Source organism: Salinicola lusitanus (genome assembly GCF_003206045.1).
Classification (GTDB): Bacteria; Pseudomonadota; Gammaproteobacteria; order Pseudomonadales; family Halomonadaceae; genus Salinicola; species Salinicola lusitanus.
The window spans coordinates 74,536-99,953 of record NZ_PZJM01000015.1; the positions used below are offsets into that span (position 1 = coordinate 74,536).

The window sequence follows — 25,418 nt, forward strand, 5'->3', positions numbered from 1 at the left end:
GGCTCCCATGGCGCGAGCCGTCGTGTTTGGCATGATACGTGCTACCTTCACCTATACGACTGCCGACAAGCAGCCGATCGCGTACGACATGACGAGGTGATGCGATGCGGGTGAAGCCATGACACAGCCGACCTTGAACAAGCCACCGTTGCTGGTGTTCACCGATCTCGACGGGTCGTTGCTGGACCACGATACCTACGACTGGCAGCCTGCCGCTTCGTGGCTGCAGCGTCTCGAGCAGCGGGCGATCCCGGTCATCCCCACCACCAGCAAGACCCGTGCCGAACTGCTGGCACTCCGCCAGGAGCTGGGGCTGGAGCAGACACCCTTCATCGCCGAGAACGGCGCCGTAATCGGCCTGCCGCCAGCCTGGCAGCATGCGCGACTGGATCGTGACCCGGCCTCGCCGGACGGCCTGGTGGTCAAGACCCCGAGCATGGATGTCGACTTCATCCGACGCCGTCTGGATGTGGTGCGCGAGCGCCATGGCCTGCGCTTCCGCCGAATGGGGGAGATGGAGCTGGCCGAGGTTCGGGAGCTCACGGGGCTCAGTGCTGTCGCTGCCGAGCAGGCGATGAGTCGGGAAGGGAGCGAACCGCTGGTGTGGGAGGACGACGACACCAAACTGCAAGCTTTGCATGAGACCCTGCGCGTCGATGGCCTGCGCCTGACCCGAGGCGGCCGGTTCTGGCATGTCATGGGCGCGGTCGACAAGGGGCAGGCCGCCGAATGGCTGCTGGCCCGGTTCGAGTCGTTACGTGGCTATCGGCCGAGGACGCTGGGTCTCGGTGATGGGCCCAACGATCTGGCGCTGCTGTCGACGACGGACATGGCCGTCATCATTGCCGCCCATCATGGCCAGCCGATGACCCTGGCGAGTGCCCGGGTCTATCGAACGCAAGCGCGAGGGCCGGCCGGTTGGTCGGAGGGTGTCGCGCATTGGCTGGCCCAGGAGCCGGGATGGGAGAGTGGCGAGCCGCAGTAGTCGAAGATATCGACCTGATGACAGGCGTCACGGATCGACGCCAAAACGACAATACGAAGAGGGTACTTCATGAGTGATTTTTATCAGAACGGTATCATTACCAATTTCCACAACCTGACGCGGCGCTCGGTGGAAGCCCTGGAGAACGATCTCAAACGGTTCTCCCGCACTCGGCCGATGGGGCTGATTCTGCCATCGCTCTACTCCGAGCTGGAGGGGCCGGCGCTCTCGCACATCGTCGACGAACTGTGCAAGGTGCCTTATCTCAGCGAAATCGTCATCGGTCTCGATCGCGCCGATCGCGAGCAGTTTCTCAAGGCGCGGGAGTTCTTCTCGCGCCTGCCTCAGCACCACCGCATCCTGTGGAACGACGGCCCACGACTCCAGGCCCTCCAGCAGGAGCTGGCGCAGGAGAACCTGGCGCCCCTGGAGCCGGGCAAGGGCTGCAACGTCTGGTACTGCTCCGGTTACGTCCGCGCATCCGGTAAGGCCGAGGCGGTCGCGCTCCACGACTGCGATATCGTCACCTACGACCGCGGCCTCCTGGCGCGGTTGATCTACCCGGTGGCCAACCCGCGCTTCCACTACGAGTTCTGCAAGGGCTACTACTCCCGAATCGCCTCCGGCAAGCTCAACGGCCGGGTGGCGCGATTGATGGTCACGCCGCTGATCCGGGCCTTCAAGATGATCTATGGGCCGCTGCCTTACCTCGACTATCTCGACAGCTACCGCTATCCGCTATCCGGCGAATTCTCCATGCGCGCCGACGTGCTGGACGGCATTCGCATTCCCAGCGACTGGGGCCTGGAGATCGGCGTGCTCTCCGAGGTTCACCGGAACTTCTCGACCAAGCGCCTGTGCCAGGTGGATATCGCCGACGCCTACGACCACAAGCATCAGCCGGTCTCCGAGGAGGACCCCAGCGGCGGGCTCAACCGGATGAGCATGGACATCGCCAAGGCGATGTATCGCAAACTGGCGACGCTGGGGGTGGAGATGAGCGTCGAGAGCTTCCGTACGGTCAAGGCCACCTACTATCGCGTGGCGCTGGACCTGATCGAGGCCTACGACCACGATGCCGCCATGAACGGGCTCAAACTGGACCGCCACAGTGAAGAGGCCGCCGTGGAGCTGTTCGCCGACAATATCATGCAGGCTGGCGCCGCCTTCTTCGAATCCCCGCGGGACAAGCCTTTCATTCCCAGCTGGAACCGGGTCCAGGCGGCGATTCCCGACCTCCAGGATCGGCTGTTCGAAGCGGTGGAGCTGGATAACGCCGGCCAGGTGTAGGCGGGATGCGTTCGCTTGCCGGGAGTCGGGCCACGGCCGGTGAGAGTCGAAGCGACTCTCACCGGCCATCGCGGGAACCGCTCAGGGCTGGACCAGCCACAGGCTGCGGTAGGGCCGCAGGATGTCGCGCTCGTCGGGATGCGGGCTCCAGCGCTTGCCATCCTTGAGCACGTCGTACCACTCGCCACCGTTCAGCTCGTCGATCTCCAGCGGCTGGCGCGTGTCACTGATATTGTAGATCGCCAGCAGGCGGCGCCCGTTGGCGAGCGGTCCGCGTTCGATGGCGAAGATGCCGGGCGGCGTGTCGAGCACTCGCTGAGCGGCTTCGGGATGAAAGCAGGGCTCGTTGGCGCGAATGTTGAGTCGTCGCTTCAGCGAGGTGAACGCCTCGCGGGTCGGCGTGCTGCGGCTGTCGATGAGTTCGTCGAGCTCCTCCTTGGGCCAGCGCCGACGGTTGATCGAGCGCAGTTTGCCACTACGTTCCACGCCGCCGTGGTCGTTGAGGGTCGCGGTCAGGCTATGGAAATAGACGCCGGGTATCCCCTGTAGCGCCAGCATCAGGTTCTGGCTGCAGAGGAAACGCTCGACCTGCCACGCATCGGCGCCGCGACGCGTCCCCTTCATTGCGTCGTAGTAGGTGATGTTGATCTCGTAGGGCGAGTCGCTACCGTCGGCGTTGGTCTTCATGCTGACGTAGCCGCCGAAGCGGTGCATCAGTTCGAGCATGATCTCCAGTTCGTGAGATGGCAGCAGACCCTCGAGGGCCCTGACGCCGATACCGTCGTGGCTGGCGGTGAAGTTGAAGTAGGTACAGCCCGGTGGCAGCGTCGGCAGGCTGCGCGCCCAGTCGGCCAGCGTGGTGGCGTCTCCGCTGGTCAGCGTGTGTACCAGCAGAGGCGGCAGCGTGAACTGGTAGATCATGTGCGCTTCGTCGGGCATCGACGGCGATTCTTCGTCGTGGCCCTCGGCCTGAGGCTCCGGAGCCAGGCGTTCCAGGCCGAAGTAGCTCATGTTCTCTTGATGTGGCACGTTGGTCTCGGTGATCAGCAGCGTTCCCGGTGCCATGAAGTCGAGAATCGCCCGCAGCAGGCGGACGATGGCGTGCGTCTGGGGCAGATGCACACAGGGGGTACCAACCTCCTTCCACAGGTAGGTGATGGCGTCGAGGCGAATGATGCGCGCGCCCTGCTGGACGTAATAGAGCAGGATGCCGATGAATTCGAGCAGTACGTCCGGATTGGCGAAATTGAGGTCGATCTGGTCTTCGGAGAAGGTCGCCCACAGGTGGCGTGTTCCGCGACGTGTCGATACCGGCACCAGGAGAGGCGAATTGCGTGGCCGCGTAACCATGGAGAGATCCGTCTCCGGGTCCATCTCGATGAAGTAGTCGCGCCCCGGCTGCGTGCCCGAGAGGTAGTCGATGAACCAGAGTGAATCGCGCGAGACATGATTGATGACGAGATCGACCATCAAGTCCACTCGCGAGGCGAGCCGGCGGATATCCTGCCAGTCTCCGAGCTTGGGGTTCACCTCGCGATAATGGATCACCGAAAAGCCGTCGTCGCTGCTCCAGGGGAAGAACGGCAGGATATGCAGGCCACTGAACGTCCCGTTCAGACGAGTGGCGAGAAAGTCATCCATTACCTCGAGTGGCGGCCGTTCTCCATCGATGATGGTGTCGCCATAAGTGATCAGAATCTGATCGCGCTCACTCCAGGTGGGGCGTGGCAAGGTATCCAGTGCACTGCGTTGGTGCATCAGCAACGTCATCAGGCGTCGCATGATCTCGTCGCGGCGGGGTCCATATACCTCTTCCAGGCGCGCGCTGGCGCGGGCCATGAAGGCTTCCTCGGAAAGGGCGGGATAATTCGCGGCACGACTGGGCATGGGCGATTCCTTGGTATCGGCGGTTGACGTACGCGGCCTGGGATTCAAGGCTTCGTTGTTAAGGATTGTCACAACATCCTTGCAGAAGATGGGCCAACATCAAAATCGCCAAGGTTTTTCCGCGTGTTTCCGCTATGTTGCCCAAACCGGTACACTCTGCTCTCTCATACGGCACCGTTACCGCATTCATCAACAAGAGGGGCGATTACGCTCATCGCCCACGCTGACAGGTAGACCCCGACGATGCATTGCCCTTTCTGTGGTACGCACGATACCAAGGTGACCGACTCCCGGCTGGTGGCCGAGGGGGATCAGGTGCGGCGTCGTCGTCAGTGCGCGGAGTGTGGAGAGCGCTTCACGACCTATGAAACCGCCGAGCTGGTGATGCCGCGGGTGGTCAAGTCCGATGGCTCCCGCGAGAGCTTCGACGAGCAGAAGATGCGGGCGGGCATGGCGCGTGCGCTGGAGAAACGCCCCGTCAGCGTGGAGTCGTTCGAGGCAGCGGTGGAACGGATTCGCCAGCGGTTGCGCGCCAGAGGCGACCGGGAAGTGGAAGCGCGAGACGTGGGTGAAGAAGTCATGGAGACGCTGCAGCGTCTCGATCACGTGGCCTACATTCGTTTCGCTTCCGTCTATCGCCGTTTCCAGGATCTCGACGAATTTCGAGCCGAGATCGATCGGTTGTCCCAGGAGCCGAGTCTCTCGTCGGGTGACGAGGGCGGCCAGGGCTGAATCGGCGCCTGTTTTGTCGCTACCGTCCCCTCGCTTTCCCTCCTCCATCGAGCGAGCCCTCATGTCCTCATCTATTCTCGAACCCCTCTCCCAGGAATCCTGCATGGATCGGGCGATCCAGCTTGCCTGGCAGGGCCGCTACAGCTGTGATCCCAACCCACGGGTCGGCTGCGTGCTGGTCAAGGACGGCCGGATTGTCGGGGAGGGCTTTCACGTCCGGGCCGGCGAGCCTCACGCCGAGATCAACGCGCTGCGGGCGGCCGGCGAGGCAGCTCGAGGAGCGATCGCCTACGTCACCCTCGAGCCCTGTTCGCATACTGGCCGTACCGGACCTTGCAGCCTGGCCTTGATCGAGGCGGGCGTGACTCGGGTCGTCGCGGCAATGGAAGATCCCAATCCGCAGGTATCGGGTCGGGGCTTCGCGATGCTGCGCGATGCGGGCGTCGAAGTCGCCGTGGGGCTGCGGGAAGAGGCTGCCAGCCAGCTCAATCCCGGTTTCATCCGCCGCATGCGCGAAGGGTTGCCGAGGGTCACGTTGAAGATGGCAATGAGTCTGGACGGCCGTACGGCGATGGCGGACGGGGAGTCCCAGTGGATCACCGGTCCGGCCGCGCGGCGCCAGGTTCAGCGACTGCGGGCCGAGTCCAGCGCGGTTCTGACCGGCGTCGAATCGATCATCTTCGACGACTCCCGGCTGACGGTGCGGGCCGGGCAGCTCGGCCTGGACGACGCCGAATCCATCGCCCGTCGCCAGCCGTTGCGGGTGGTTTTGGATAGTCATCTGCGCATGCCGCTGGCCGCGGCATGCCTGAGCGAGCCCGGGCGAACGCTGGTGTTCACGGTTCAAACGGAGGCGAGCGAGCGGCGCCGCAGGCTCGAAGCCGCTGGCGCAGAGGTCGTGGTGATGCCCGCCAATGCCGAGGGGCGCGTGGAGTTCACCGCGCTGCTGCGTTATCTCGCCACCCAGGAAGCCTGCAACGAGGTGCTGGTCGAGACCGGTGCCACTCTGGCCGGCGCGCTGCTCGAGGCCGATTGTGTCGACCGGCTGGAACTGTTCATGGCGGCCACGCTGCTGGGCAGCGAGGCGAGGCCGCTATTCGCGCTGCCGGGGCTGGCGACGATGAGCCAGCAGCGGCGGCTGAAGATCGACGATATCCGGGCGCTGGGTGACGACTGGCGCATCTCGGCACGCCCGCTCAGGGAGGGCTGAGTCTGGCGGAACGGGGGCGTCGGCAGTCGCGCGCTGTGTCACCGGCACCCGACAGTAGCGTCCGCGTCCCGCGACAGGTAGGCTGTGCCGCATCGACCCCTGGTGGTTTCAGTAGACGGCAGTTTCATTGGACGAATCATCAATGACGACAGCGAAATCGAATCAGTTGGCCGGCATCGATGTCCTGTTGGAAGAGATCCGGCAGGGCAGGATGGTCATCCTGATGGATGACGAGGATCGCGAGAACGAGGGCGACATCATCATGGCGGCCGAGTGTGTCGAGGCCAGCCACATCAATTTCATGGCCCGCCATGCTCGCGGCCTGATCTGCCAGCCGATGTCGAGATCGCGCTGCCAGCAGTTGAAGCTGCCGCTGATGGTCAGCGACAACGGCTCCGGCTACGGCACCAAGTTCACCGTCTCCATCGAGGCCGCCAGGGGGGTCTCCACCGGCATCTCGGCGGCTGACCGCGCCCTGACGGTCCGGGCTGCGGCGGCCCGTGGCGCCAAGCCGGAAGACATCGTGCAGCCGGGGCATATCTTCCCGCTGATGGCGGAGCCGGGGGGCGTGCTTCGCCGTGCCGGCCACACCGAGGCGGCCTGCGACCTGGCCGCCATGGCCGGCTTCGAAGCGACGGGCGTGATCTGCGAGATCATGAACGACGACGGCACCATGGCTCGGCGGCCGGAACTGGAGCGGTTCGCCGCGGAGCACGACATCAAGATCGGTACCATTGCCGATCTGATCCACTATCGCATGCTCAACGAGCGCACCGTCGATGCCATCGAGCAGATGCCGGTGCGAACGGCCTTCGGCGACATGACCATGCATGTCTTCCACGACAACGTTCAGGACAGACATCACCTGGCGCTGGTCAAAGGGCAGCCCTCCCGGCACACGCCGACGACGGTGCGGGTGCATGGCGGCGATACCCTTCGCGATCTGCTGGCGCTGTGCCGGGCGGACAGCCACTGGACAGCCCACACGGCACTGGCCGAGATCGGCCGGGCGGAGTCGGGCGTGTTCGTGCTGCTGGATGATGCGCGCCCGCCAGGCGACTTCAAGCAGCAGCTCGACGACGTCCTGGGGCGGGGAGCATCGCCGCGCAACAGTGCTACCGACGGGGCGGGGAATTTCCTCTCCATCGGCACCGGGGCGCAGATTCTGCGTCAGCTCGGTGTCGGTAAGATGCGACTGTTGAGTTCGCCGTGGCGCTTCTCGGCGCTCTCCGGCTTCGATCTGGAGGTGGTCGAGCTGGTCAGCGGCGACGCCTGACCGAGATTCGAGTCACCGTTCGTGTGAGCGTGGTATGGCCGCGCGGCCATGGTAAGATGGCCGGCTTCGCGCGCCGAGCGCTAGGTTCTGGCGCCGGCCAATCAGTCTGTTTTTCGCGTTCAGGTTCAAGTGAATGACGAACCTGACGCAGTGTATCCGGAACCCGACAATGCAACCGATCGCGCAACTGGAAGGTCAGTTCACCGATGTCGATGGCCGTTACGCCATCGTCGTGGGCCGCTTCAATCACCATGTCGTCGACAGCCTCGTCGAGGGCGCCGTCGACAGCCTGACGCGGCACGGCATCAGTGAAGAGAACATCGAGCTGATCCACGTCCCCGGCGCCTGGGAGCTGCCGTTGGCGGTCAAGCGCGTGCTCCAGGTTTCCCGGCCCGACGCCGTCATCGCGCTGGGCGCGGTGATCCGTGGCGGCACGCCGCACTTCGAGTATGTCGCGGGCAACTGCAACTCATCGTTGAGCAGCCTGCAGCTCGAGTTCGCGACGCCCATCGCCAATGGCGTGCTGACGGTCAACTCGATCGACCAGGCCGTCGAGCGTGCTGGCACCAAGGCCGGCAACAAAGGCACCGAGGCGGCCATGGCAGCGATGGAAATGGTATCGCTGTTCAAGCGACTGGGAGGCGAGGCATGAGTTCACCGTCACGCCAGCCGACGCCGGCCCAGGAGTCCCGCCGCGCAGCCCGGGAGCTTGCCGTCCAGGGGCTCTATCAGTGGCAGATGACCGGCAAGTCGATCACGGCCGTAGAGGCCGAGTTCCGTTCCCAGATCGCCGACGAGGATCTCGAGGATCACGAGAACTGGCACAAGGTCATGGAGATTGCCGACAAGGCGCTGTTCCATGACCTGCTCCACAACACGGCCAACAACCGCGCGGAGCTCGACGCGGCGATCGCGCCGCTGCTCGATCGGCGTCTGGAGGATCTGGACCGCATCGAGCTGGCGATTCTGCGCCTCGGCACGTACGAGTTGTCCCGCCGTCCCGAGGTTCCCTACCGGGCCGTGATCAACGAAGGGGTGGAGCTGGCCAAGATATTCGGCGCCACCGACGGCCACAAATACGTCAACGGCATACTCGACAAGCTCGCCTCGCGGCTGCGGGGCGCCGAGGTCGCTGCACGCCGTCGTTGACATGAGTCGCACCTCCTTGAGCGAATTCGACCTGATCGCTCGCTACCTGTCGCGGCCCGCGGCAGCCGGGCGTAGCGATGTCGTCGTCGGCAACGGCGACGACTGCGCCGTGCTGGCACTCTCCCCGGGGCAGCAGCTGGCGGTCAGCGTCGATACCTCGGTGGTCGATATCCATTTCCCCCATGACGCCCCACCCGCCGCCATTGGCCATCGCGCCCTGGCCGTGGCCTTGAGCGATCTTGCCGCGATGGGCGCGAGAGCCCGCTGGTGCTGCCTGGCGCTGACGCTTCCCGCGGCCGATCCGGCGTGGCTCGAGGCCTTCGCCGACGGCTTCCGCGAACTGGCCGAACGCAGCGGCTGCGAACTGGTCGGCGGCGATGTCACTCGTGGTGCGCTGACGATCGGTGTGACGGTCCACGGCGAAGTCCCGGCCGGACAGGCGCTGAGGCGTCGCGGAGCCCGCGAGGGCGATCTGGTCGCGGTGACCGGCTATCCCGGGCGCGCGGCCGCAGGGCTTGCCCGCTGGCAGCAGGGTGAGCGCGACCCGGGGCATCCTCTGCTCGAGGCGTATCTGCGTCCCGAGCCTCGGCTGGCGGCGGGGGAGGCGCTGAGAGGGCTGGCCACCAGCGCCATCGATATCTCCGACGGCTTGCTGGCGGATCTCCAGCATCTGCTCTCGGCCTCCGGGGTAGGCGCGCGGCTCGATCTCGAGGCGTTGCCGCTGGCGACGCCGCTACGCGCGACGCTGGAGCTGGACGACGTGCGGCAGCGGGTGCTCAATGGTGGCGATGACTACGAGCTGCTGGTGACGGTGGCTGCCGCTGATCTTGCCGAGGCGCAGCGCCGCCTGGCGCCGCTCCATCTGCCGTTGACGCCGATCGGGCGAATCGTCGATGCCGAGGGCATTCACGGCATCGATCCCTGCTATCTCGAGCGTCAGGGCTGGAATCACTTTCCGGAGGTTCTCTCATGAACCGGGCTCCCGCGAGTGTCTGGCGTCGACCGACCCATTTCCTGGCTTTCGGGCTGGGCAGTGGCGCCGTGCCGTTCGCGCCCGGGACCTTCGGGACGCTGGCGGCGATACCCTTCTACTGGTTGATGTCGGGCCTGCCGCTGGCGATCTACATGGGGCTGATGGGTGTGGCCACGCTGGTCGGGATCTGGCTCTGCGAGACGACCTCCCGCGATCTCGGGGTGCACGACCATTCGGGTATCGTCTGGGACGAGTTCGTGGGCTACTGGCTCACGATGGCGGCGGTACCGTTTTCCTGGGAGGCCGCGCTGTGGGGATTCGTGGTGTTCCGGGTCTTCGATATTCTCAAGCCCTGGCCGATTCGCTGGGTGGATCGCCGCGTCGCCGGGGGGATCGGCATCATGTTCGACGATATCCTGGCCGGCGTGTATGCCTGGAGCACGATGCATCTCTGGTTCTGGCTGCATTGAGCCACGAGCCACGAGCCACGAGCCACGAGCCACGAGCGAAACAAGGCGACGCCCCATGCAGGCCGAGTCAGTGTGGATCTAAGGAAACGCTGAATAAATTGCCGAAGGCGATGAAGCGCAAGGCGCACGGCACGCAGAGAACGGGACATGACATGGGGTTAGGCGAGTTCCGATCGCACCGGCGCACCGGTACCGCGCAACACAGCCATTCGCGCCTGTAGGCATTTAGGCAGTGGTTCCCTAACAGCGTTTCTCACGTCAACGTCTGGAGCAGTGCATGCGTAAATGGATGATCGCAGGAGCGGTCGTGATCGTGTTGGCTGGCGGCGGTTACCTGGGGGCTCAGGCCTATTCCAGCCAGCGCTTCGATAGCGAGATGGACAAGCTGGTCGCGCGGCTCGACGCCCGCCCCGACTGGCACGTCTCGCGCGAGGATGTCGACAGCGGCTGGTTCCACTCCTCGGGTCGCATCGAGGCCCGCTACGTGGCGGTAGCGCGGGACGCGGACGCCGTCTCCATCGAGGTCCCGTATCGGGCGAATCATGGCCTGCTCGAGACGACGCTGGATGGCGAAGCGCAGGTGACGGACGGCGGCGGTCAGACGCTGTTCGGCGACGTGCTCGAGAGCCAGGGGCCGATGACCTGGAGTGGGCGCTTCCTGACCCGCGAACAGAAGCTGGAGGGTCACTTCACCCTGCCGAGTTTCTCGCAGACGGTCACCGTGCCGGCGCGAGAGGTCGCGGGGGAGGTGACCCCGGCCCGCGACATGCAGCTCGAGTCTGCCGAGGCGACGCTCGATATCGAGCAGGTCGACGATCATGTCACGTTGAAAGGCGCGATGCCGCGGCTGCGACTGACCGACGACCAGGCCGATGTCCTGATGGAGGGAGCGACGGTTTCCGGAACGTTCGAGGGCGATGACCAGGCTTTCCGTCAGCAGATGGCGCTGACGTTCCCGACCACGACGGTCACGCCCAGCGGCAGCCCCAGCGTGATCACCCGGGATATCGGCTACACGGTGAAGGCGGCGCTCGACGCCGATCAATTGACGATGCAGTTGAAGGCCGACCTGGGCGATACCCGGATTCAGGATCAATCGGTTTTCAGCGGCGGCTTCACGCTGGCGCTGGATCGGGTCGATGGTGACGCCTATCGGGCACTGACCAAGGCGCTGGAAGAGAATCTGACCGAGATACAGACTGCGGCCGACGCTGACGACGACCGGGCCCTGGAGTCCGCGTTGGCGCCGCTGCAGCCATCGATTCAGGCGCTGCTCGCAGGATCGCCACGCCTGTCGCTGGAGAGCCTTAACGCTGACAGCCCGATGCTGGGCATGAAGCTGCGCGGTGAAGGGGAGCTCAGTATCGATGGCGCCGGGATCGAGGAGTGGAATCCCGAGACCATGAGCGATGCGGCGCTCGAGCGCGAGTTCGTTCGCCGCCTGCAGGGCAGTCTGACCCTCGAGGGCGCACCGGCCGTGCTGCTGATGTCGCTTGGCCTGCCGCTGGGCAGCGATCCGCTGCAGGTCGAGCTGGCGGATGGCGTCCTCGATATCGATGGTCAGCGGATACCGCTGTTGCCGCTGGCGAACGATTCGAACTGACGTTTTTCGGACGCCTGGAGGGCCGCGCTTGCGGGCGCGGCCCGATGATTTCCACGCCGATCTCCCATCGCTGACTTGAACTCCCGCCCCGGTGCCCACATCCCTTGGTCATTCGGCCAGCTTTGGCCTCGAACTCAGGGTGAATGATGAGCGAACACAACCGCGACGCCACGGACTACTTCGAAGCCAGCCAGACCGCGCCTGAAGACGACCCCCAGTCGCAGCACGCCGCCGGTGCCGTCGTCCCCTCCGGTGATTATCTGCCGGAACGAATCTACCTCCTTCCCATCCACAACCGGCCTTTCTTCCCCGCCCAGGTGCAACCGCTGATCATCCAGCGCCAGCGCTGGGAGGAGACCATGAAGCGCGTCGCCAATACTCCCCATCACATGGTGGGGGTGGCGTTCGTGGGCGACGTGGGCATGGAGGAGTTGAACCCCGGCAGCTTCCCGGAGATCGGTACCGCGGTGAAGGTGCATCGCAACCAGACCGAGGAGCAGCAGATCCAGTTCATCGCTCAGGGGATGCGGCGCTTTCGCATTCACCGCTGGCTGTCGAAGACGCCGCCCTATCTGGTGGAGGTCTCCTATCCTCGCGAGCCGGTCGATGCCGAAGCGGAGGAAGCGCGCGCCTACGCGATGTCGCTGATCAACGGGATCAAGGAACTGCTCCCTATCAATCCGCTCTATGGCGAGGAACTGAAGAGCTATCTCAACCGCTTCAGTCCCCACGAGCCGGGCCCGCTGACCGACTTCGCCGCAGCCATCACCTCCGCCAAGGGCAAGGAGCTGCAGAACGTACTCGAGACCCTGCCGATCATGGATCGGATGCAGAAGGTGCTGCCGCTGCTGCGCAAGGAGATCGAGGTCGCCCAGTTGCAGAACCAGATCAGCGAGCAGGTCAACTCGCAGATGCAGGAGCGCCAGCGCGAGTTCTTCCTGCGCGAGCAGCTCAAGGTGATCCAGAAAGAGCTCGGTATCTCCAAGGACGATCGCGAGAGCGATGTCGATACCTTTCGCGGCCGTCTCGAGGCGCTGCGGGTGCCGGAGCGGGTCCAGGAGCGCATCGACGACGAACTGAACAAACTGTCGGTGCTGGAGACCGGCTCGCCGGAATATGGCACCACCCGCAACTATCTCGACTGGCTGACGTCGCTTCCCTGGGGGATCACGTCGGAGGACCAGCTCGATCTCAAGCGGGCCCGCGGCGTGCTCGATCGCGATCACGACGGCTTGAACGACGTCAAGGAACGCATCATCGAGTTCCTCGCCGAGGGCTCGTTCAAGGGTGACGTGGGTGGCTCCATCGTGCTGCTGGTCGGCCCCCCCGGGGTGGGCAAGACCTCCGTCGGCCGGTCGATCGCCGATGCCCTGGGACGCAAGTTCTATCGTTTCTCGGTTGGCGGCATGCGCGACGAGGCGGAGATCAAGGGCCATCGCCGGACCTATATCGGTGCCATGCCGGGCAAGCTGGTGCAGGCGCTCAAGGAGGTGGAGGTCGAGAACCCGGTGATCATGCTCGACGAGATCGACAAGATGGGGCAGTCGTTCCAGGGCGATCCGGCCTCGGCGCTGCTGGAGGTGCTCGACCCCGAGCAGAACGTCGACTTCCTCGATCACTACCTCGACGTGCGCCTGGATCTCTCCAAGGTGCTGTTCGTCTGTACCGCCAACCAGCTCGACACCATTCCGGGGCCGCTGCTCGACCGCATGGAGCAGATCCGGCTGTCGGGATACATCGCCGAAGAGAAGGTGGCGATCGCCAAGCATCACCTTTGGCCGAAACTGTTGAAGCGTGACCGCATTCCCAAGAAGCGCATCAACCTGACCGATGCCGCGCTCAAGCAGGTGATCGAGGGCTACGCCCGCGAGGCCGGCGTTCGCCAGCTCGAGAAGCAGTTGCACCGGATCGTGCGCAAGGCGGCGGTCAAGATGCTCGAGCAGAACCAGGAGACGGTCAAGGTCTCGGTCAACAACCTGGAGGAGTTCCTGGGCGCGCCGCTGTTCCGCAAGGAGAAGGTACTCAAGGGCGTCGGCGTGGTCACCGGACTGGCCTGGACCGCCATGGGGGGCGCCACGTTGCCGATCGAGGCGACCAAGGTGCATGCGCTGACGCGTGGCTTCAAGCTCACCGGCAAGCTGGGCGAAGTGATGCAGGAGTCGGCCAATATCGCCTACAGCTATACCCTGGGTCACCTGGGCGAGTACGGCGCCGACGCCGACTTCTTCAACGACGCCTTCGTCCACCTCCATGTGCCTGAGGGCGCCACCCCCAAGGATGGCCCTTCGGCGGGCGTGACCATGACCACGGCGCTGATGTCGCTGGCCCGGAACCAGAGCATCAACCGGCCGCTGGCGATGACCGGCGAGCTGACGCTGACCGGCCAGGTGCTACCGGTCGGCGGCATCCGCGAGAAGGTGATCGCCGCCCGGCGCAGCGAAATCTTCGAGCTGATCCTGCCGGAGGCCAACAAGCGCGATTACGACGAGTTGCCGGACTATCTCAAGGCGGGAATGACCGTGCATTTCGCCAAGGTCTACCAGGATGTCGCCAAGGTCGTGTTCGGGCGTTGAGATTGGCCGCTGGCATGCCGCACAAGGGCGTCATGGTACGCTGAAGGCGACGCCGGCGTGACGATCGGCGAAGGAACGAGGAGCATGACGTGGTAAACGACAAGGCAATACAACGATCGCGCTGGTTGATCATGGCGACTTGGGCGGTGTTGGCGATGGTGATGCTGAGTGCCTGCAGTTACCATCCGGCACGCATCGAGTCCGAGCCCGCGGTAATCATTGGTGACGGTGATCATCGTCACGGCGACGGTGACTTCTGTCCGCCGGGGCAGGCGAAAAAAGGGAACTGCTGAGACATTCGCTGTCTCGACCGGTCACAAGCGGCGGCGCATCATGCGCCGCCGCTTGCGTTGACGGGTTGCGCCGCAGGGGCGTCAGGCCGACAATCGCGCTTCATCGCCTCCATTGTGGGTCCACGCCATGTCTCTCGAAAGTGCCGTCACCTACCTGCTGGCCATTTTCCTGTTCGCCATCACGCCGGGTCCGGGCGTGTTCGCGCTGATCGCCACGGGCATGAACGCAGGATTTCGTCGATGCCTGCCGATGGCGGCGGGCATGATACTCAGCGACGTGCTCTATCTGCTGCTCGCGACCTTCGGCTTGGCCACCATCGCCGAGCACTGGGGGGAAGTCTTCGGCGTGATCCGGATCCTGGGAGCACTATATCTTTTCTATCTCGGTTGGAAGTTGTGGAAAGCGCCGGTGCAAAGCGCCGAGGTGGCGTCGCCCGGTCAGTCGGGGGGTAATCTGGCCGGGGTCGCGCAGGGATTTCTTATCTCTGCCTCGAATCCCAAGGTGATCCTGTTCTATATCGCTTTCCTGCCCACGTTCGTCGACCTCGAGCGGCTCGGCGGCTCCGCCCTGGCGCTGTTGGTCGTGCTGACGGTCGCTGGCTTGATGGCAGGGCTCTGCCTGATCGCTGCCAGTGCGGCCAGAGCGCGGCGAGCCTTGCGTTCGCCCCGCGCGCAGCGCCGATTGAACCGGGGCGCCGGATCGCTGATGATCGGCGCTGGCGCGCTGCTGATAGCGAAAAGTTGACGGCGAGGGCCACCTGGCCCTCGTCACTCGTCGTCGCCGTAGTACTGTACGCCGAGCTTGATCAGCTCACGGCCCTGAGCCTTGCGGTGGAGGTTGGAGTCGCGCAGCGAATAGACGCAGCCGCAATACTCCTGCTGGTAGAAACGCTCGCGCTTGCTGATCTCGATCATGCGTTTCGAGCCACCTTTCTTGCGCCAGTTGTAATCCCAGTACTCCATCCCCTCGTAAGGCGCCGCGGCGCGGTGACCGCAGTCGTTGATCTGGTTCATGTCCTTCCAGCGCGAGATGCCGAGCGAGCTGGAAATCAGCGTATAGCCGTGCTCCTTGGCGTAGAGCGCCGTGCGTTCGAAACGCATGTCGAAGCACATGGTGCAACGAATGCCGCGCTCCGGCTCGTACTCCATGCCCTTGGCGCGGGCGAACCAGTTGTCGGTATCGTAGTCGGCATCGATGAACTCGATGTCGTGCTGCTCGGCGAAGCGGATGTTCTCCTCCTTGCGCAGCAGGTACTCCTTCTCCGGATGGATATTCGGGTTGTAGAAGAAGATCGCGTAGTCGATACCGGAGGCGTGCAGCGCTTCCATGACCTCCCCCGAGCAGGGGGCGCAGCAGGAGTGAAGCAGCAGCTTGGCGTGCCCTTGGGGCAGGTGGAGCGCCTGGCGCTCGTCGGCGGTGGACATGGTGGAATTGGCCTGATCGTGAAGCGATTGCTGAATCCCGCTCATGTTGCGTCGCGAGCCTGGTGGCGTCAACGTCGAGTCCCTTCAGCGGCGTTGGCGCCGGCCACTGACCAGGGCCACCCCGGCGGCGGCGATGGCCATGCCCAGCCAGGCAACGGGGGGCATGGCTTCGTCGATCAGCCACCATGAAAACAGGGCCGCGCAGGGCGGCACCAGGTAGAACAGGGCAGAGACCCGGGAGGCCTCGCCGCGGCGGATCATCGCCAGCAGCAGCGAGATGGCGATCAATGAGTTGCCGATGACCAGGTAGGCCAGCGATCCGACCAGCGCACCGTTCAGCTCGAGCGTGAAGTGGCCGAACAGCGCGATCAGCGGCAGGGTCGTGATCAAGCCGGTCAGATACTGGATGAGATTGGCGCTGATCGGATGGAGCGGCTCGCCAAAGCGTTTCTCGTAGAGTGTCGCACCGCTCATGCCCAGCAGGGCGGCCAAGGCCAGCAACAAGCCGCCGACCGTCGTGCCTTCCACGGTGGAGCGACCGACGATGACCACCACCGCGCCCACGAAGCCCAGCACGAAGCCGATCCAGCGCCGCCTGCCGATGGTTTCGCCCACCATGGCCGGGGCCGCGAGGGCGACCAGTATCGGTTGCAACGACACGATCAGCGCCACCACGCCGGCGGAGCTGCCGAGGGCAAAGGCGCTGTAGCAGCAGCCGAAGTAGATGGTCTGGATCAGGAAGCCGACCATCGCCTGATGACCCCAGGCGGCGAGCCTGGTAGGCATCGGTGGGCGCAGCCATAGCCAGATCGGCAACATGATCAGTAGCACCAGCGTGAATCGAAGCCCCAGGAACAGCAGCGGGTCGACATGCTGCGTGCCGATCTTGGCGACCGGGAATCCCAGTGACCACAGCAGCAGGAAGAGCCCCGGCGCCGTCGCGAGCCAGAGCGGCTGATGCCCGCGAGCGGGCGCCGCTGCCGTGGAGCGTTCAGTCATGTCGATCCCGTTTGGAAGTGTTGGTGGCGTCGCCCGCAGGCCCGCACTATCGGCCCTCCACGGAAGAGGGCTGAAGGCCGTGCCGGGATTTTCGTGCCTGGGTGTCTCAGTCTCGATCCACCGATAGACCGGCCCAGGATTGGCACACCGGCATCAGCTCGAGACGATTGATGTTGAGATGCGGTGGCAGCGTTGCGGCCAGGAACACCTGCTCGGCGACATCTTCCGGCTGGATCGGCTCGACGCCGCCATAGAGCTTGTCGTGAGCACTCTGATCACCCTTCATCCGGACCAGCGTGAATTCGGTTTCCGACATGCCGGGGGCGATATCGGTGACGCGAACGCCGGTGCCCTTGAGATCGCAGCGCAGGTTGTAGGAGAACTGATTGACGAACGCCTTGGAGGCGCCGTAGACATGGCTGCCGGGGTAGGGCCATAGCGCCGCGGTGGAGCTGATATTGATGATGGCTGCGCCGCGGCCGACATCGATCAGCGTCGGCAGCAGCGTGCGCGTCACGTTGACCAGACCGGTGATGTTGGTGTCGATGACCGTCTGCCAGTCGTCCAGGTTGGCCTCCTGGGCCGGGCCGGCACCCAAGGCCAGTCCGGCGTTGTTGACCAGCACCTTCACCGCCTTGAAATCCGATGGCAGCTCCTCGACGACTCGAGCGACCGCATCCCGGTCGCGCACATCCAAGGTGGCGACGTGAACCGGGACCTGGCTCTCCAACTCCTTCTTGACCGCTTCCAGGCGCTCCTGGCGGCGACCGCTGAGCACCAGTGCCCAACCCGCTTTGGCAAAGCGATGGGCACAGGCACGCCCGAACCCCGAGGTGGCACCGGTGATGAACGCGACGGGGGATTGCTGATCCATGGTGACTCCTGATCGAAATGAGTATGGGGCGTGGAGAGAGAACCCCGGGGCAAGACGCCGAAGCGTCAGGCATGGCGTAGGTGAGCCGACGACCCGTCAAGACGGTGGCCAAGCGTCGCTTCATGGCGACAGCATCAGGGCGTTTGTGTAAAAACGAGTGATTCCTGGGGCCGTGGCACGGTTTTCGTTGCGATCTTGTTACACTTTGACGACGATCATGACACGATCCGCGCTTACCGTCGCGGCGTGCCCCCACCCTTCGATAATAACCCTATAGCAACCCCGCGCAATCGCTTCGCTGAGCATGGGCCGTCTTTTACGGCGCCGTTTCGGGAATCGCGCTCACAGGCGTCAGATGCGTCTCGAAGCCTCGTTCGTCGATCACGTCGTCAGGTACTGTCCGGCGGTAAGAAAGGAGGTGGCAGGATGTCCACTAGCAAACGACAGCGATATTACGGCCTCGAATGGCTGCGCTTTCTGATGGCGTTGTGGATGGTCGCCTATCACTTCGGCGGCATCTACAGCGACATGCCGGCGATGCTGAGAAGCTTCATCGGCATGGGCTTCTTCGCGACCAGCACGTTTTTCATGCTGTCCGGATTCCTGCTCGCCCACGTGGCGCTGGATCATGCCGGAGAGATGAAGATGCACGGCCCAGCGTTCGTCGCCAAACGCTTGTGCAATCTCTATCCGATTCATGTAATGACAATGCTACTGTCGGTCGGATTGCTGTTGATTCAGTACCCCATCCGCCCCGAAGGGGTCCATGTCTACTTTAATACGCACCCCTATTACCCGCTGAGCGATGCCGTGAGAGCCGACTTCGCCGAGCGGCTGTCGTGGCCCAGCGCCATTGGCCATATCGCGCTGCAACTGACGCTCCTTCAGGCCTGGGAGCCGCGCTTCCTGTGGCTCAACGGGGCCTCGTGGTCGATCTCCGCGCTGCTCTTCTTCTACGCCTGCTTCCCGTGGCTGGCGCCGCGACTGATGCGGGTCCAGCGTTGGGGCCTGGTACTGCTGGGTCTCTGGGGGCTCTACGCGCTGGGACCGCTCGTCGCCACGCTGGCGGGGTCGTTCGATTACGTAACGGTTGGCGTGCTTCATCGCAACCCGTTGTTTCGCCTGCCAGAGTTCCTGACCGGTATCGTGCTCTATCGCGCCTGGCAGTCCCCACGCGTGGGCGATCTGGTACGCCGGTTTCGCTATCCACTGCTGGCGCTGGGCTTGTGCGGCGTGCCGGTCGGGGTCCTGCTACTGAAAATGGATGGACTGCACCTTTACTACCTGACTCACAATGGCCTGCTGCTGCCATTCCAGGCGCTGGTGCTACTCAGCGTGTGTGCCTTCTCGGCGCCGCAAAGTGCAACGATCCGGGCCTGGGCTCAGCGACTGGGGGAGTCCGCGCTGTGCATTTTTGCGCTGCACACGCCGCTGATCGGGCCGACCGCGAGAGCGACCCGCTGGCTTCTGCAGCGATGGCACGAGAGCTGGGTCGTGGACAGCAGCAACGTGGCGCTCAAGTTCGCGATCCCGCTGTGGACCATGGCTTTCCATCTCGCGATGATCGTTGTACTGGCGCTCCTGATGCAGCGCTTTGTGGTCGCACCGGTTCGTCGATGGCTGGAAGCGCGATTGCCGTCGGCTTGGCAGCGGCGATCGGCATCGAGAGCGGTCCGGGCGTGAGTTCGCCAGCGAAGCATGGGGTCGGAGACCACGCCCCGGTCTCGCAGGGCAGGGGTGAGACCGTCGGTCATTGCGACGAGGACCATGCCGAAACGTGCGCCTCGGCGAACCGTATCTCCCAGTCGTTCAGGGCTAATATTATCGACTCTCCCTCGCCATGGAACCTTGCCGTTCGAGATGCGATACCCTAATAAGTGAGGGTGCCTCGCCGGCTTGCCCGCGAAGCGAAGCGAATTCATCTCTAAGGGACGCAGCATGAAGGGATCCATCCGTGTGGGGCTGGTCGGCTACGGCATGGCCAGCAAACGGTTCCACGCGCCGCTGATCGACGCTCAGGACGGCCTCTCTCTGGTTGCCGTGGCAAGCCGGGACGCCGGCAAGGTGAACGCCGACTGGCCGAGCGTGCCGGTGGAGGCGACACCGCAGGCACTGTTCCAGCGCGCCGATATCGATCTGGTCGTCATACCCACGCCCAACGCAACGCACTATTCCCTGGTCAGTGAGGCACTGGCAGCAGGCAAGCATGTCGTTGTCGACAAGCCCTTCACGGTGACGGCGGACGAAGCCCGCAAGCTGTGCGATCAGGCTGACAGGGCCGGACGCCTGCTGTCGGTCTTCCACAACCGACGCTGGGACTCGGATTTCCTGACGGTGCGCAATCTCATCGACAGCCAGTCGCTGGGCAGGATCGTCCATTTCGAGTCCCATTTCGATCGCTTCCGGCCCGAGGTCGCCCAGCGCTGGCGTGAGGATCCCGCTCCCGGTGCCGGTGCCTGGTTCGACCTCGGCTCACACCTGCTCGACCAGAGCCTGGTGCTGTTCGGTGTGCCGGAGTCGATCTCGCTCGATCTGGCCCGCCAGCGAGAGGGTGCCAAGGTCGACGACTATTTTCACGCCGTGCTGCACTATCGGGAGTGCCGCGTGATCCTCCACGGCGGTACCCTGGTTGCCGCGCCCGGCGCCCGCTTCACCGTTCACGGTACCCGCGCCAGCTATGTCAAGCATGGTCTCGATCCGCAGGAGGACATGCTCAAGCGCGGTGATCGGCAGCCGTCGCCCCACTGGGGAGAGGATTGGCGCCACGGCATGCTGACGATCGGCCAGGTACGCGAAGGCATTCAGCCGGAACTGCACGAGATACCGACCCTGCCCGGCGACTATCTCGCCTACTACGCGGGTGTTCGCGACGCCATTCGGGGTGACGCGCCGCTGCCCGTGACGGCCGAAGCCGCATTGGACGTGATGCGCTTGCTGGAAGCGGGAATTCGCAGCGCCGAGTCGGGGCAGGTCGTCACGCTGTCGTGAGATCGTGCTGACATCTCGACCTGGGGGCAATGACATCGAGCCAGCGAATTCGCTGGCTCGATGCGTCGTGATACCGGGGGCGGCCTCCGGCGTGGCTCATTTCGGGATAAGATCGCCCGCCAGATGGGCAGAAGACTTGTCATGGGCGCTCGCTCTGACAGGCATTTCCTCCGGCGATCGCAGTTCGCCATTGCGCTTGAGCAGCCACGAGGCGATCGCCGGCGCCATCAGCGCCGAGACCAGCACGCAGGCCGCGACCTGGGTCGTGGCGACACCGACATAGGCTTGCAGCGAAGGGTCGGCCGCGGCGGCGATTGCCGGTGTGGCGATGGAGTTGCCCGCGGTGGTGCCGGCGGCAAAGCCGATTCCGCTGCGTCTGCCGCGTTTCAGCAGATATCGATAGCCGAGATAGACCAGTCCACCGGTGAACGGAGCGACGAGCAGGCCCAGCGCCAGCCCGGTCAGTCCGCCGTGCAGCACGTCGGCCAGATTGATGCCGGTGCCGAGGCCGAACGAGAAGAAGGGAATCACCATCTCCGGCACCGGGCGCATGACCTCTGTCCATTTGGGGTCGAGATTGCCGGCCAGAATCCCCAGCAGCAGCGGGATGATCGCCGCCATGAACACTTCCAGCGGGATATCGGCCAGGCCCGACGCACCGATCAGAATCAGGGTGAAGAAGGGGCCGTCGTTGATGGCGCTGGCGATATAGGCGCCGCGATCGCGCTGGTCGCCGTAGCGGCCGGTGAAGGCGAGCCAGATACCGCCGTTGCTGTTGTCCATCGCGGCCAGCATGGCCAGGATCGAGATCCCGAACAGGCCCTGCATACCGGTAGTCAGACCCAGGATCGCGATCAGCACACCGGGGATCAGGCTCTTGGCCAGGAGTATGACACTGGCGGTGCCGACGATAGGACCGGCGTTGCGCGGCGTTATCTGCATGCCGGTGGCGAAGATCACCAGTGCCATGAACGCCATGGCGCCGTCCTTGAACAGCGCAGTGGTGAAACTGCCGATCTCCAGCGCGGCGGGCGCGAGCGTGCCGACGATCGATCCGAGAATCAGCGGAATGATCATCAGACCGCCGGGGATGCGGTTGAGCGCGTCGTAGATGGGAACGCGCGATACCGGAATCGACATGTGATTTTCTCCATGCCAGAGCGAAGGGGGGGTGCCGTCGGTGACGGCGCCGGTGGACATGGCCTACGGCTTGGGGCTATCTGAGAGCCCGAGGGCCTTGCGAACTCAGGTGATGACGCCGATCTGCCAGGGCACGAACTCCTGCTGGCCGTAGCCGTGGCGTTCGCTGCGGCTGCGCTCACCGGAAGCCAGGGTCAGGAAGCGCTGGAATATCTGCTCGCCGAGCTGCTCCATGTCGATGTCGCCATCGATCAGGGCGCCACAGTTGATATCCATGTCGTCCGACTGGTGGCGCCACAGCGCGCTGTTGGTGGATAGCTTCATGGACGGCACCGGCGCGCAGCCGAAGGCACTGCCGCGACCGGTGGTGAACGCGATCAGGTTGCAGCCGCTGGCAACCTGGCCGGTGACCGAGACCGGGTCGAAGCCGGGAGAGTCCATGAACGCCAGACCGCGCTCGCGCATCGGTTCGGCGTACTCGAGCACTTCAACCAGCGGTGTGGTGCCGGCCTTGGCCACCGCGCCCAGCGATTTCTCGAGGATCGTGGTCAGGCCGCCCGCCTTGTTGCCGGCGGAGGGGTTGTTGTCGAGCGATGCGCCGCGAACCCGGCAGAACGCTTCCCACCAGTGGATGCGCTCGATCAATTTGTGGGCGACCGCCGGGCTCACCGCCCGTCGTGTCAGCAAGTGCTCGGCGCCGTAGACTTCCGGCGTCTCGGCGAGCACCGCACTGCCGCCATGGGCAATGAGGCGGTCGACGGCGGCACCCAGCGCCGGATTGGCGGTGATCCCGGAATAGCCGTCGGAGCCGCCACACTGTAGGGCGACCCGAAGATGCTCGGCGGAACACGGTGTGCGTTCGACCTGATTGGCTTCCACCAGCAACTGCTTGATATGGCGTATTCCCTCGGCAATGGCCTTGGTGGTGCCGCCGACCTGCTGAATCGTGAACGGATGAAGCCTGGGTCCGGGCTTGAGGCCCTGGGATTCGATCAGGGTGTCGATCTGATTGGTCTCGCAGCCCAGGCCGATGACCAGTACGGCGGCAAAGTTGACGTGACGCGCGTAGCCGGCGAGGGTGCGCTGGAGCATCTCCAGGGCCTCGCCATCCGCGGCCACCGCGCATCCCACGCCGTGGGTCAGTGCCACCACGCCATCCACGTTGGGGTAGGGGGCCATCGCTTCGGGATGGACATCCCGGCGGAAATGATCGGCAATGGCGTGAGCGACCGTGGCCGAGCAGTTGACCGAGGTGAGAATGCCGATGTAGTTGCGCGTCGCGACCCGGCCATCCGCACGCTGGATACCCATGAACGTGGCGGCAGGGGAGACCCGCTCGACAGGCGTGACCTCGCTGCCGATGGCATACTCCTTGACGTAGCCCTTGGCGTCGCCCTGTTCGTGGCCGTCACCCTCGAGATCGGCGATGCCGAGATTGTGGACATGAACATGATCTCCGGGTGCGATGATGCGGGTGGCGCGGCCGATGATCTGCCCGTAGCGTCGGATCATGTCGCCCGGTTGGAGCGCTCGGATCGCGACCTTGTGCGCGGCCGGCACGGCGCTGGTCAGGACGATGCCTGGCAGGATCTCGCTACCCTTCGGCAACGGGACGCGGGCGATGACCACGTCATCGCGTTCGTGCAGCCGGATGATCGAGGCGGGGGCCTCGGTGGTGTGTTCGATCAATGCCATCAATCGGCTCCTCGGTCGGGTCGTGCCACTTTGGTCTATGAGACTTTATCTTTAAGTCTTTTTGAATCAGTCGGTTATTATGATTTCCGTGTGGATTACACCCTATCCGGTCAGCCTGTATCGCACTACTGAGAGTTGCTGATCGAATGATAACGACCGCGCATTCGCCCAAAGTCTTAGGGTCCGTACGGAACGCCCGCGAGCGCGGGCAGAACGAGGCAAGAATTGGCGAAGAACGGACCAGGCCGGCGCTCTTTACGGGGTGTCAATGAGCATGTGACTCGCGGCGCCCGCCGGGCCTTCCTGCGGACGTTCTGAATGTCGTTCAGTGCGCCGATCGATAACCCCGTCATGGCGAGCGTGGGCAGTTTTCATACCAGGCCCGATTCCGGTCACGTCGTAAGCGAAAGGAGTCGTCGATGCCACCGACGTTGGAGACACTGATGTCGAGGCTGCGCTTGCGCCAGTTGCGGTTGCTGATGGCGCTGGATGAGTGCGGCTCGATTCACAAGGCTGCCGAGCAGGTGTCGATCTCCCAACCGGGGGCGACGCGGGCGCTCAACGAGATCGAGTCGACGCTGGGCGCGCCGCTGTTCCTGCGTAGCGCGAGAGGGCTCGAGGCCAATGATCTGGGGCGCTGCGTGGTGCGCTACGCGAGGCTGATCCAGACCGACGTGGCGCATCTGCGCGAGGAGATGATCGGCATTCAGCAGGGGCATGGGGGGCACTTGGCCGTCGGCGGTACCATGGGCGCCATCGCTGCGATCGTCGAGGCGATCGTCAAGGTGCGTGCCGAGCAGCCCTCGTTGTCATTGCAGGTGATCGAGGATACCAGCGAAGGGCTGCTGCGCCTGCTCGACCAGGGGCGAATCGACGTCGCCTTGTGTCGCTCCAGCTTCGGCAGGCGTCCCGCCGACTACCACTGTCACGGACATTTCCCCGAGCCGCTCTGGGTCGTTGCCAATCCCGGACATCCGTTGGTCGACGTCGAGGCGCCCGATTTCACCACGTTGGCCAGACAGGCCTGGATCGTCTACCCCGTCAGCATGCCGCGAATGCTGGAGCAGGAGTTCGTTGCCGCGGGGCTTTCGCAGCCGGTGCAGTCGATCGAGATTTCATCGACCTACGCGATCCTGGCCATGCTGGAGCAGGATGCGGGCGTCCTGGCGCTGCTGCCGGAGCGCATTGCTCGGGAGCAGGTGAGGCGGGGGCAGGTGGCGCGGATCCGCTATCGGCTCAGAACGCAAAATCCCGCGTTCGAGTTGCTCTGGCGCCGGGACAGGGAGTTGTCTCCCGCCGCGAGGAGATTCCTCGAATGCTATGACGGTGGCGTCGAGGGTGATGCCGATATTTGCTAACCGACGATTTTTTGTCTAGGTTTTGTATAGATTGTTGAGGCAAGCCTGGTGACGCAAACGGAAAAGAGAGATTCCGTTGGATCGGCGTCACACGTAAAGATGAATTAAGGAGGATTCACATGAAGACATTGAATGCAGCCATTTTCGCCGCGCTCATCGCACTTCCCACTGCCGGCGCGTTCGCCCAGGACGGGGCACCCAGCGTGAGCCCCGAGACCGGCTCCGCCAATACCCAGTCCGGCGGTGCGTCGCCGACGATGGCCGAGGGGGCGACCGCATCGGACAGCGCCGATAAGAAACTGCCGACCGAGAACAACCTGCCCGATGAAAACAACGGGCAGACCGGTTCCGCCAACACCCAGCCTGGCAGCATGAAAGTCGAAGGCGCCACCGCTCAGGACACGTCGGCAGCGCAGGGGCCGATGGCCGATGACATGGAAGGCAACCACGGCGTCGATTCCGCCCAGGACGTCAATCCCAACTGATCGGGTCGCAGCT

General features: G+C 64.3%; 22 protein-coding genes. 16 read left to right on the top strand and 6 right to left on the bottom strand.

Annotated features, from left to right (window positions below; all coding sequences use genetic code 11):
* Positions 1-118: 118 nt before the first annotated feature.
* Together DOM45_RS18545 and DOM45_RS18550 are read left to right on the top strand one after the other, a co-directional pair.
* A complete protein-coding gene (locus DOM45_RS18545; RefSeq protein WP_110602988.1) occupies positions 119-985 on the top strand; it encodes an HAD-IIB family hydrolase in 867 nt (288 codons plus the stop codon).
* Between the two features lie 69 nt (positions 986-1,054).
* Positions 1,055-2,275, top strand: coding sequence for a glycosyltransferase family protein (locus tag DOM45_RS18550; RefSeq protein WP_110602990.1), 1,221 nt, complete (start codon positions 1,055-1,057; stop codon positions 2,273-2,275).
* A gap of 81 nt (positions 2,276-2,356) precedes the next feature.
* Here DOM45_RS18550 and DOM45_RS18555 read toward each other — a convergent pair whose 3' ends face one another.
* Positions 2,357-4,162, bottom strand: a complete 1,806-nt coding sequence (locus DOM45_RS18555) for a sugar phosphorylase (protein WP_110602992.1) — start codon at positions 4,160-4,162, stop codon at positions 2,357-2,359.
* Between the two features lie 243 nt (positions 4,163-4,405).
* Here DOM45_RS18555 and nrdR point away from each other — a divergent pair, with 243 nt between their 5' ends.
* The 10 genes from nrdR (at position 4,406) to DOM45_RS18610 (ending at position 15,186) form a co-directional block, all read left to right on the top strand.
* The gene (nrdR, locus tag DOM45_RS18560; protein WP_110602993.1) at positions 4,406-4,894 is read left to right on the top strand and encodes a transcriptional regulator NrdR; all 489 of its coding nucleotides are present in this window, start codon (positions 4,406-4,408) and stop codon (positions 4,892-4,894) included.
* A gap of 61 nt (positions 4,895-4,955) precedes the next feature.
* The gene (ribD, locus tag DOM45_RS18565) at positions 4,956-6,104 is read left to right on the top strand and encodes a bifunctional diaminohydroxyphosphoribosylaminopyrimidine deaminase/5-amino-6-(5-phosphoribosylamino)uracil reductase RibD (RefSeq protein ID WP_110602995.1); all 1,149 of its coding nucleotides are present in this window, start codon (positions 4,956-4,958) and stop codon (positions 6,102-6,104) included.
* 142 nt (positions 6,105-6,246) lie between these two features.
* The gene (gene ribBA, locus DOM45_RS18570; RefSeq protein ID WP_110602997.1) at positions 6,247-7,380 is read left to right on the top strand and encodes a bifunctional 3,4-dihydroxy-2-butanone-4-phosphate synthase/GTP cyclohydrolase II; all 1,134 of its coding nucleotides are present in this window, start codon (positions 6,247-6,249) and stop codon (positions 7,378-7,380) included.
* Between the two features lie 169 nt (positions 7,381-7,549).
* Positions 7,550-8,032, top strand: coding sequence for a 6,7-dimethyl-8-ribityllumazine synthase (gene ribH, locus DOM45_RS18575; RefSeq protein ID WP_110602999.1), 483 nt, complete (start codon positions 7,550-7,552; stop codon positions 8,030-8,032).
* Positions 8,029-8,529, top strand: coding sequence for a transcription antitermination factor NusB (nusB, locus tag DOM45_RS18580; protein WP_110603001.1), 501 nt, complete (start codon positions 8,029-8,031; stop codon positions 8,527-8,529). Before ribH ends, nusB begins: the two co-directional genes overlap by 4 nt.
* A 1-nt stretch (position 8,530) precedes the next feature.
* Complete coding sequence (gene thiL / locus DOM45_RS18585; RefSeq protein WP_110603003.1) at positions 8,531-9,502, top strand: thiamine-phosphate kinase; 972 nt, start codon at positions 8,531-8,533, stop codon at positions 9,500-9,502.
* Positions 9,499-9,972, top strand: coding sequence for a phosphatidylglycerophosphatase A family protein (locus DOM45_RS18590; protein ID WP_110603005.1), 474 nt, complete (start codon positions 9,499-9,501; stop codon positions 9,970-9,972). The genes thiL and DOM45_RS18590 overlap by 4 nt, the downstream gene beginning before the upstream one ends.
* A gap of 277 nt (positions 9,973-10,249) precedes the next feature.
* Positions 10,250-11,575 (top strand): DUF945 family protein, encoded by a 1,326-nt coding sequence (locus DOM45_RS18595; RefSeq protein WP_110603006.1) that lies wholly within the window; start codon positions 10,250-10,252, stop codon positions 11,573-11,575.
* Between the two features lie 146 nt (positions 11,576-11,721).
* Positions 11,722-14,148 (top strand): endopeptidase La, encoded by a 2,427-nt coding sequence (lon, locus tag DOM45_RS18600; protein WP_110603106.1) that lies wholly within the window; start codon positions 11,722-11,724, stop codon positions 14,146-14,148.
* Between the two features lie 420 nt (positions 14,149-14,568).
* Positions 14,569-15,186 carry a LysE family translocator gene (locus tag DOM45_RS18610; protein WP_110603009.1) on the top strand — a complete coding sequence of 206 codons (618 nt, stop codon included), beginning with the start codon at positions 14,569-14,571 and terminating at the stop codon, positions 15,184-15,186.
* 23 nt (positions 15,187-15,209) lie between these two features.
* Here the strand turns inward: DOM45_RS18610 and DOM45_RS18615 are convergent, their stop codons facing one another.
* From DOM45_RS18615 to DOM45_RS18625, 3 genes are all read right to left on the bottom strand, one after another.
* Entirely contained in the window at positions 15,210-15,911 is a 702-nt protein-coding gene (locus DOM45_RS18615; protein ID WP_240612468.1) for an epoxyqueuosine reductase QueH, read from the bottom strand.
* 39 nt (positions 15,912-15,950) lie between these two features.
* The gene (locus tag DOM45_RS18620) at positions 15,951-16,865 is read right to left on the bottom strand and encodes a DMT family transporter (protein WP_110603011.1); all 915 of its coding nucleotides are present in this window, start codon (positions 16,863-16,865) and stop codon (positions 15,951-15,953) included.
* A 106-nt stretch (positions 16,866-16,971) separates the two neighbouring features.
* Entirely contained in the window at positions 16,972-17,739 is a 768-nt protein-coding gene (locus DOM45_RS18625) for an SDR family NAD(P)-dependent oxidoreductase (RefSeq protein WP_110603012.1), read from the bottom strand.
* Positions 17,740-18,165: 426 nt separating this feature from the next.
* On the opposite strand from DOM45_RS18625, the gene DOM45_RS18630 reads away from it, so the two are divergent.
* Positions 18,166-19,422 (top strand): acyltransferase family protein, encoded by a 1,257-nt coding sequence (locus DOM45_RS18630; RefSeq protein ID WP_110603013.1) that lies wholly within the window; start codon positions 18,166-18,168, stop codon positions 19,420-19,422.
* A 255-nt stretch (positions 19,423-19,677) separates the two neighbouring features.
* A complete protein-coding gene (locus DOM45_RS18635; RefSeq protein ID WP_110603015.1) occupies positions 19,678-20,727 on the top strand; it encodes an oxidoreductase in 1,050 nt (349 codons plus the stop codon).
* Between the two features lie 96 nt (positions 20,728-20,823).
* On the opposite strand, the gene DOM45_RS18640 is transcribed toward DOM45_RS18635, so the two are convergent.
* Both DOM45_RS18640 and DOM45_RS18645 read right to left on the bottom strand, forming a co-directional pair.
* Entirely contained in the window at positions 20,824-21,867 is a 1,044-nt protein-coding gene (locus DOM45_RS18640; protein WP_110603016.1) for a 2-keto-3-deoxygluconate permease, read from the bottom strand.
* Positions 21,868-21,972: 105 nt separating this feature from the next.
* The gene (locus tag DOM45_RS18645) at positions 21,973-23,562 is read right to left on the bottom strand and encodes a UxaA family hydrolase (RefSeq protein WP_110603018.1); all 1,590 of its coding nucleotides are present in this window, start codon (positions 23,560-23,562) and stop codon (positions 21,973-21,975) included.
* Between the two features lie 419 nt (positions 23,563-23,981).
* Here DOM45_RS18645 and DOM45_RS18650 point away from each other — a divergent pair, with 419 nt between their 5' ends.
* On the top strand, positions 23,982-24,920 hold the full coding sequence (locus DOM45_RS18650; protein ID WP_110603019.1) for a LysR family transcriptional regulator: 939 nt from the start codon (positions 23,982-23,984) through the stop codon (positions 24,918-24,920).
* 119 nt (positions 24,921-25,039) lie between these two features.
* Positions 25,040-25,405 (top strand): hypothetical protein, encoded by a 366-nt coding sequence (locus DOM45_RS18655; protein WP_110603020.1) that lies wholly within the window; start codon positions 25,040-25,042, stop codon positions 25,403-25,405.
* Positions 25,406-25,418: the final 13 nt, after the last annotated feature.